Source organism: Atopobium sp. BS2, assembly GCF_000565075.1.
Classification (GTDB): domain Bacteria; phylum Actinomycetota; class Coriobacteriia; order Coriobacteriales; family Atopobiaceae; genus Lancefieldella.
Genome location: NZ_JDFG01000025.1, coordinates 1 through 7,587, shown reverse-complemented (window position 1 = coordinate 7,587; position 7,587 = coordinate 1). Strand labels below are relative to the sequence as shown.

The window sequence follows — 7,587 nt, the reverse complement described above, 5'->3', positions numbered from 1 at the left end:
CGCGTTTAGTTGGAAATGAAAATTGAAAATTAGACGTTTTATCTCCAACTAAGACGATTTTTTACCGCCTCAAAAACTTTTATCTGGGCAAACGTTGTATGCAGAAAAATGAAATCTCCAACTAAACGCATTTTTTACCACTTGGAGACTTATTCGAGTGATTCGCGAAGGATCTCTGCATCAACCGCCCCCCCTATCAGCCGCCCATCACCATTCTTCGAGCAACTCTTGCGCGAAACCAGTGCTGCTTCGCAGCACACAAAATCCCAGCACCGCTAGGTGCTGGGATTTTGTGCTTGAACTGTAGAACTTGTTAAGCAGCCTCAACAACTTTCTCCGAAGTGTTGTCCTTCTTAGCAAAGTGCTCAGCAACATAACCAGTAATCAAAGGAGTCAGGATTGCAGTAACGATAACTGCAGCTGCTACCTGTGCATTTGCTGTTGCAAGAGCAGCGCCGCCATACAGGGCTGGGTTTGCCTCTGCCATAGCAGCAGGTGTAAGTGCATTTGCACCTGCGCAGGAAGAAATTGCAACGCCTGCAATTCCGGTTCCGCCAGTTGCACGATCAACAAAGTAGTTGATAAAGCCTCCGCAAACAGAGCAGATAACACCAAGCAGAATACCTGCAGGACCAGCCATAATGAGAGAATCAAACTTCATGGTTGTGCCCATAGCAAAGAAGGTCATGACAATAATTGCTGGCAGAGCGCTTGTGAGCATCTTCTTCATAGATGGGAAGCAGTTGCCAAGCAGAATACCCAGGATAATTGGGAGAACTGCACCAAGCAAAGACCAGTTAATTGGAGACTGACCAGTTGCGCCAAGAGCAAGCATGGTAACTGGAGGGCCAACGACCAGCGTAGTAATTGCGACTGCACCCTGCTCATACTCGTTACCATAATCAGCCATCAGGCCTGCATACATGGAGTTGTTTGCACCAGAGCAAGCAGCAAGGATGACCATGGAAGAAAGGCCAAGCAGGTTGTCGTTCAGGAAGAATAGAACTGCAAGACCAAGAGCAACGCAGAACACAACCTTAGAGATGATGATGATAGCGCCACGAAGAGCAGCCTTTGGTGCACTCTTAAACGAAATAGTTGCACCAACACACAACATGAAAGCACCAACCAGAGCAGCAGTACCCTTAACGGTCATAGCAGCAGTAAAGCTACCAAGCGTTGGGAATACATCTGGGAAAAATGTGTTCATGAAAACGCCAAGAAGCAGTGGTACCAGGATGTTTGCACCTGGAATGCGGCCCAGCATCTTAAATGGGTGCTGAATAGAAATTGGTTCTTTTGTAGCCATCAACAATCACCTAGTCCATAACAATGCCGCCGTCGCAGTCGCCAACTTCACCGTTGACGAAGCTAGCAGCGTCGGAAGCAAAGAACAGTACCATCTGTGCAGGCTCAGATGCCTGTGCAGGACGGCCGAGAGGAATAATGCCTACGACCTTCTTGTACTTCTCCTCATCGTTGGAGAGTGCAGTGGTCATATCTGTAATGGTGAAAGATGGGCAAACAGCGTTGCAAGAAATGCCGTACTTGCCGCCCTCTTTAGCGATAGCCTTGGTAAAGCCGTTCATACCAGCCTTAGAAGATGCGTAAGCAACAGTACCAAGGAGGCCGCCGCCGATCTTGCCTGCGACGGAAGAAACGTTGACAATGCGAGCGCCGCCACGATCAATGAAGTGCTGCCAGAGAGCGTGAGTTACGTTGTAGGTACCGGTGAGGTTGGTGTTGATAGTGTTGTTCCACTCTTTGTCGTCAACCTCGGTGAAAGGAACGGAGCTGATGCGACCAGCGCAGTTGATAAGAACGTTGACGTCGCCGCACTCCTCAAGAATCTGAGCAACGGTCTTCTTGACGCCCTCGGCATCTGCAATGTCCATTGTGTAGAAGAAGTTACCCTCGCCGAGCTCCTCGACAAACTTGCGGCCAGTGTCCTCGTGACGAGAGCAAACGATTACATGTCCACCTCCAGCAACAATACCCTTGGAGATCTCAGCGCCAATACCAGCGCTTCCGCCTGTAACCAGAACCAGCTTACCTGTAAAATCGAATGCCATGCTCTCTCCTTTTTTTCACGAGCACAAACCATTAGGAAACAAATAAATTCTAGCCATATTCACATAATTTTCTATAGAAAAATTATTTTAAAGAGATAAATCCAAAGGTAAATAAGCTAAAGGATAATAATTTGCTTAAAATGCAACATAAATGACACATTAAAATTCATGTTCAATCTTTTGGACATTTGTCTGCAAACCAAACCCCTTTCTTTCGTCGTAAATTTCAAAAGTTAGACATAGGTAACTTTTAGGAATACAATAGGGCGAGAAACCCGTTGAGCTCGTAGCTCCAAAACTCCTAACTCTTGGCTTCACGCTATCAGTTTCTTGCTTTCAGTCCCGTAGCTACCTGCTCTTATCTCTTTGAAGGAAGTCGCTATGAAACATCGCTGCACGCATATCTCGGCAGTCGCAAACCCACAATCGCGCCTCACCTGCAACCCTCTCCTATCCCGCAGGTCAGCACTCACCTTACTCGGCGCAAGCTCCGCAGCAGCCATCGCTTCTCTCGCCGCATGTGGCCCACGCGATTCCGCTGCCAGCTCAAGCACCACGCAAAACCCAAATTCCTCGGCTCCCCTTGTCTTGACCACTTTCACCGTCATTCAAGACATGGCTTCTCGCGTTGCGGGAGAGTTCTGCCAGGTAGAGTCCATCACCAAGGCCGGCGCCGAGATCCACGACTACGAGCCCACGCCTGACGACCTCAAGCGCGCGCAGAAAGCCCAGCTCATCCTCAACAACGGCCTGGGGCTTGAGCGCTGGTTTGAGCGCTTCGTCGATGACTCGCCTGCTCAGCGCGCTGACCTCAGCGAAGGCATCACCGCCATCCCCATCGCCGAGGGCGACTACCAGGGCCAAGCCAATCCGCACGCGTGGATGTCGCCCACAAACGGCAAGATTTATGTCGAGAATATCGTCCGCGCGCTGAGCAACCTTGTCCCTGACCACGCCAAGGACTTCAAAGCCAACGGTGACGCATACAAAAAGGAGCTCGACAACATCTCCTCTCACCTGATTGAGGAGCTCAGCTCACTGCCGGAAAACCAGCGCACGCTGGTGACCTGCGAGGGAGCGTTCTCGTACCTGTGCCGCGACACCAATATGCAGGAGCTCTACCTCTGGGCCGTTAACGCGGCCGACGAAGGTACTCCACAGCAGATCGCAAAGGTCGTCGAGACCGTAAAAGCCCAGCAAATTCCTGCAGTGTTCTGCGAGTCCACGGTAAGCCCTAAGGCAATGCAGCAGGTAGCCGACGAGACGGGCGCCACCCTCAAAACTGACGAGAAAAACATCTTGTATGTTGACTCCCTCTCGGAAGCCGATGGTCCCGTGCCCACCTATCTTGACCTGCTGCAACACGATGCAGACGCAATCGTATCTGGTCTCATGGGAAGGTAGTTGTTCGATGAATCTTTGTGTTTCGCAACTTTGCGCCTGGTACGAGAAAAAAGACCGCGAGAAACCCATCATCTATGACGTGAATTTCTCGCTCTCAAAAGGAGATCTTTGCGCACTTGTTGGCGTCAATGGCGCCGGAAAATCTACGCTCTTCAAAGCATTGATGGACACCATCGCATGGGAGGGGTCACTTACTTGGGGCAAGCAACCTCTTTCACAGGCGCGCAAGCAAGGAAAAGTCGCTTACGTCCCTCAAACGGAGGCAATTGACTCAACGTTTCCGCTGCTCGTAAAAGACGTTGTTATGCAGGGAAGATATGTTCATCAGGGTTGGATGCGCATACCTTCCGCTCAGGACAAAGAGCTGGTTGCCCAAGCACTCGAACGCGTCAACTTGGCCGACCTTGCAGATCGACCACTTGCCCAGCTCTCCGGAGGACAAAGAAAGCGTGTTTTTGTGGCACGCGGAATTGCACAAGCCGCTGAACTGATGTTTCTTGATGAACCATTTGCGGGAGTAGACGCTCGCTCTGAGGCCATCATTACTGGACAGCTCAATGACCTCAGTAAAGAAGGCAAAACATTGCTTGTTTCAATTCACGACATTAACCTGGCTCAGGAAAAATTCCCGCTTTGCCTGGTCATCAATAAAACCATAACCGCGCAGGGTCCCTCGAAAGAAATTCTTTCTGGAGACGCCCTCCTGCAGAACCTTGGTATTTCCGAAGATACCCACATTGAGGAGGTGCTCCATGCCTGAGGTAGACATTCTCCAATACGCATTCATGCAGCGAGCCCTCATCACCGGAATTGCAACCGCCATAGTATGCGGGCTTTTAAGCTGCTGGATCACGCACATGGGATGGTCGCTTATGGGCGACGCTATCTCCCACTCTATTCTTCCGGGCGTAGTCATTGCTCACCTGCTAGGACTTCCCTATCTGGTGGGAGCGCTGGTGTTTGCCCTCATTACCGTGGTGTTGGTCGGACAAGTCAAAAAGAGCCAAATTGTGCGCCCTGATACTGCTATTGGTATCGTATTTACAACATTTTTTGCACTGGGAACAGTTCTTATATCCAAGGTTCCAAGTCAGATTAACTTGTCCCACATTCTGTTTGGAAACCTTCTGGGAGTCACCACACCTGATATGCTGCAGGTACTGTGCATTGGTCTACCTATTGCAATCCTGCTCATCCTTAAAAACAAGGACCTGACCTTGCTTTCATTTGATCCCACGCAGGTGCAAGCAATCGGTCTTTCTACTAAAACACTCACTTCATTCTTGCTTGTTGCCCTAGCCCTCGCAATTGTCATATCGCTCCAGGCAGTTGGCGTCATTTTGTCAGTCTCGCTGCTTATTGTTCCGGGTGCCTGCGCAAGGCTTCTTACCAATCAGATGCGGCATATGCTCTGGATTTCTCCGCTTATTGCCACGGTCAGCGTTTTGATTGGAATAACAGGCAGTTATTACTTAGACGCCTCTTCTGGAGGAATGATTGGACTCACCCTCGGCGTGGTTTTTTGTATCATTTTTATACTAAAGAGTTTACCAAAGCTTACTTTTAGACATATACTAGACAAGAACTAAGAAAGGAGGACCAATGCGTACACTCAACACTTCAGAAGCCCAGCTCACGCACGCAACCCGCGCGCAAAAGCTCTTGCACAGGCAAGCCTCAGCGGCTCTCAGAACATCCATTGGTCTTATGGTCGGAGCTCTTCTTATTGCGATGGTTCATTAAGGCTTCAACTCAAATAATCACCCAAGTTTGGCGAGAAACCCCTTCTATTCAAAGGGTTTCTCGCTAAATTTTTATATAAGTGTTTGAACGAGAATACCTACGGATACTGACGCAAGGTTGGACAAGATTGAAAGAGTCCATGGAGTGTTGCTTACTCTTTTTACCTTGTAAATGAGACCTTCAACAGCAATAACAACCAGCTCAACCGCTATGACGCACGCCCAGTACTGAACGTCGTTAGCAACCACATCAACAAGGGCGCTTGTGATAAAAACAGCAATCGGATTAGTAAGCACTTGAGCAGCAACAACAATCAACAGTGCTTGATTGTCATTAACGCCCAGCGATTTTGCGACAATAAGCTCAACAGTAATAGTCAGAATCAGACAAAACGTAAATATTGGAATAATGGTCATCAGATACGGCAACAAAAATATTTGGTCGTCCATGCCATTAGCCTTCTGCTTGTTTGCCTTCAGCAGCAAGATAGTCTTCAGCCACACACTCTTCTTCAACCGCAAGCTCATCAACCTGATCAGATAGCTCTGCGATTAGATTATCTTCCTCTGCAGTCTCAGCAACCTGTGCTGCTTGAAGCATACGCTCATGTCCAAATAGCCCTGTAGCCACGGAATCTTTGACTAACGTAAGACCTACACCCAACGAAAGTGCCGAGACCAAACTGATAGCAGAGAGCATCGCAGGATGTTCAATACGAAATCCTGCGAGCGCAGGCAACGCACCTACAGCTAGTGAGAAACTGGCCAGTCCAAACGCGGTGCCTTTTGCGTTAGGCAAGATATTTGCCAGAGATGCCAACGTAATGGACATAGTAAAGTTGAAGAAAAATACACCCAGAAGGCCCATAACCGGTATCTCCCATGAGGGCACAAACAAGGTGGCTGCAACAATGAGCGAGAAGATAGCTGTAGTCCTGAAGCCAATACGATCAGCAACCACTCCACCAAGAGCTTTACCTGCAAATACGCCAAGGATGCTTAATACCAGTAAGAGCATCTCGCTCTTCCAAGGAAATGCCATAACCATGCCGACATAGCTTCTCAGCGCCACCACAAGGCTCAGCAGTGCAATCGCAATCAGAGTGTGAGAAGGAAGCTCAGGAATGGCAAAGGGAACGTTATGTATATTCCAGTATTTTTTATTAACCTTTTGCACCACGCGGGTAATACTTGCACATAAGAACAGCAGAACAAGCAGAGAAAACGCAACTTGAAGTCTTCCATACTGCGCGCTAAGCGTGCCTAAAAACACTCCTACGGCGCCCGTTGCAATAAAGATTCCCGATGGTCCCGCATGTTTTTGAGAAATATTAAGTACGCAAAGGCCTCCCGCACAGTGGAAAAGCGCGTTTCCAACAGCAAGCAACAAAACTGCAAGCCACTCAAGAAACTCAACAGGAACAAGCGAAAGTACTACTCCGCCGCTAACCAGCGCATATGAGAGCATTGCAGCAGATGAGTTCTTATCTAACTTGTCTAAGGCAATACCCACTGGCAGTTGGAACGCAAAGGCCACGACGTCGTAGAGCAGAATACTCAGTGCAACTAACTCAAGCGAGCCCTGGCCAGACTCTCCCAACACTCGGCTTACCGCACAGAGCATTGTAGATACGCATGCAAAGTCAACTACAAAATGGCACAACGCAAATGCAAAGGTAGTGACTTCTTTTTTGGGAAGAATCTGCTGTGTAGTGGACAAGGTTTTACCTGCGACGCCTTATGAGCATAATGAAGCCTATTACTGCCACAAGAGTAGAAACTGCAGCCATGGCTAAGAAGCTAGATGATCTACCGATTCTTGGCGTATCAATAACATCAGCTAATGCGATAACGGGTAGCGCAATTGTCATGACAAAAGTGCTAACAGCAAGCGCAATTTTTTGGGCTGAACCCAAACTAGCACGTAGATGACGATACAGTGACATAGTACCTCCTTCATCAACTTTTTAATATTTTACCAGCACACACGCCGCGTTCCAAATGTACTCCCGTAAACGGCATAAAAAAGCGCACAACGAATGTGAACTGCCTCCCATTTCTTATGTCCAAGAAATGGGAGGCAGTTCATATGCGGGTGATTATGATTCTACAGCGTGTTAGTGTCGGCTTTTAGACCTGGCGCACAAAATAGCGCAGCTTTGGTAGGTTCTGCTGAAGAATCGACATGTTTCTAATCAAGATAGCTAGGCAGCTAGGCAGTCGCACTACCTGATATGCATCTCTATGCATAAACTTCATCTAATATGCTAGAAAATGAATAGGCTTATATAAGAAATTTAACTATCGATAAATTCTGTATCTACGGAACACACCTAAGTCAGATATTCTGCTCAAATGTGGGCATTTTA

Annotated in this window: 9 protein-coding genes; 4 read left to right on the top strand and 5 right to left on the bottom strand. The window is 48.3% G+C overall.

Features of this window, described 5'->3' with window-relative positions; all coding sequences use genetic code 11:
- Nucleotides 1-313 precede the first annotated feature (313 nt).
- Both HMPREF1492_RS02755 and HMPREF1492_RS02750 read right to left on the bottom strand, forming a co-directional pair.
- Nucleotides 314-1,309: a 2-keto-3-deoxygluconate permease gene (locus HMPREF1492_RS02755; protein WP_035435682.1), complete on the bottom strand. Its 996-nt coding sequence runs from the start codon at nt 1,307-1,309 to the stop codon at nt 314-316.
- A 10-nt stretch (nt 1,310-1,319) separates the two neighbouring features.
- A complete protein-coding gene (locus HMPREF1492_RS02750) occupies nt 1,320-2,072 on the bottom strand; it encodes an SDR family NAD(P)-dependent oxidoreductase (protein ID WP_035435680.1) in 753 nt (250 codons plus the stop codon).
- Nucleotides 2,073-2,453: 381 nt separating this feature from the next.
- Here HMPREF1492_RS02750 and HMPREF1492_RS02745 point away from each other — a divergent pair, with 381 nt between their 5' ends.
- The 4 genes from HMPREF1492_RS02745 to HMPREF1492_RS07580 are packed head-to-tail and all read left to right on the top strand — an operon-like array spanning nt 2,454 to nt 5,219.
- On the top strand, nt 2,454-3,476 hold the full coding sequence (locus HMPREF1492_RS02745) for a metal ABC transporter substrate-binding protein (protein WP_084054968.1): 1,023 nt from the start codon (nt 2,454-2,456) through the stop codon (nt 3,474-3,476).
- A gap of 7 nt (nt 3,477-3,483) precedes the next feature.
- Nucleotides 3,484-4,236, top strand: a complete 753-nt coding sequence (locus tag HMPREF1492_RS02740) for a metal ABC transporter ATP-binding protein (protein ID WP_035435678.1) — start codon at nt 3,484-3,486, stop codon at nt 4,234-4,236.
- The gene (locus tag HMPREF1492_RS02735) at nt 4,229-5,065 is read left to right on the top strand and encodes a metal ABC transporter permease (protein ID WP_035426855.1); all 837 of its coding nucleotides are present in this window, start codon (nt 4,229-4,231) and stop codon (nt 5,063-5,065) included. Before HMPREF1492_RS02740 ends, HMPREF1492_RS02735 begins: the two co-directional genes overlap by 8 nt.
- 13 nt (nt 5,066-5,078) lie before the next feature.
- Complete coding sequence (locus HMPREF1492_RS07580) at nt 5,079-5,219, top strand: hypothetical protein (RefSeq protein ID WP_156921361.1); 141 nt, start codon at nt 5,079-5,081, stop codon at nt 5,217-5,219.
- Nucleotides 5,220-5,290: 71 nt separating this feature from the next.
- Here HMPREF1492_RS07580 and HMPREF1492_RS02730 read toward each other — a convergent pair whose 3' ends face one another.
- Genes HMPREF1492_RS02730 through HMPREF1492_RS02720 form a run of 3 tightly spaced genes read right to left on the bottom strand, consistent with a single transcriptional unit; the run spans nt 5,291 to nt 7,164 of the window.
- Nucleotides 5,291-5,722 (bottom strand): hypothetical protein, encoded by a 432-nt coding sequence (locus tag HMPREF1492_RS02730; RefSeq protein WP_035435676.1) that lies wholly within the window; start codon nt 5,720-5,722, stop codon nt 5,291-5,293.
- The gene (locus tag HMPREF1492_RS02725) at nt 5,673-6,938 is read right to left on the bottom strand and encodes an MFS transporter (RefSeq protein WP_198014336.1); all 1,266 of its coding nucleotides are present in this window, start codon (nt 6,936-6,938) and stop codon (nt 5,673-5,675) included. The genes HMPREF1492_RS02730 and HMPREF1492_RS02725 overlap by 50 nt, the downstream gene beginning before the upstream one ends.
- 4 nt (nt 6,939-6,942) lie before the next feature.
- Nucleotides 6,943-7,164: a hypothetical protein gene (locus HMPREF1492_RS02720; RefSeq protein WP_035435674.1), complete on the bottom strand. Its 222-nt coding sequence runs from the start codon at nt 7,162-7,164 to the stop codon at nt 6,943-6,945.
- Between the last annotated feature and the right edge of the window lie 423 nt (nt 7,165-7,587).

Bases quoted from the DNA above. Each gene is read 5' to 3' on its own strand.
- HMPREF1492_RS02740 (WP_035435678.1), top strand. From the start codon at position 3,484: ATGAATCTTTGTGTTTCGCAACTTTGCGCCTGGTACGAGAAAAAAGAC.
- HMPREF1492_RS02755 (WP_035435682.1), bottom strand. From the start codon at position 1,309: ATGGCTACAAAAGAACCAATTTCTATTCAGCACCCATTTAAGATGCTG.
- HMPREF1492_RS02720 (WP_035435674.1), bottom strand. From the start codon at position 7,164: ATGTCACTGTATCGTCATCTACGTGCTAGTTTGGGTTCAGCCCAAAAA.
- HMPREF1492_RS07580 (WP_156921361.1), top strand. From the start codon at position 5,079: ATGCGTACACTCAACACTTCAGAAGCCCAGCTCACGCACGCAACCCGC.
- HMPREF1492_RS02745 (WP_084054968.1), top strand. From the start codon at position 2,454: ATGAAACATCGCTGCACGCATATCTCGGCAGTCGCAAACCCACAATCG.
- HMPREF1492_RS02750 (WP_035435680.1), bottom strand. From the start codon at position 2,072: ATGGCATTCGATTTTACAGGTAAGCTGGTTCTGGTTACAGGCGGAAGC.
- HMPREF1492_RS02735 (WP_035426855.1), top strand. From the start codon at position 4,229: ATGCCTGAGGTAGACATTCTCCAATACGCATTCATGCAGCGAGCCCTC.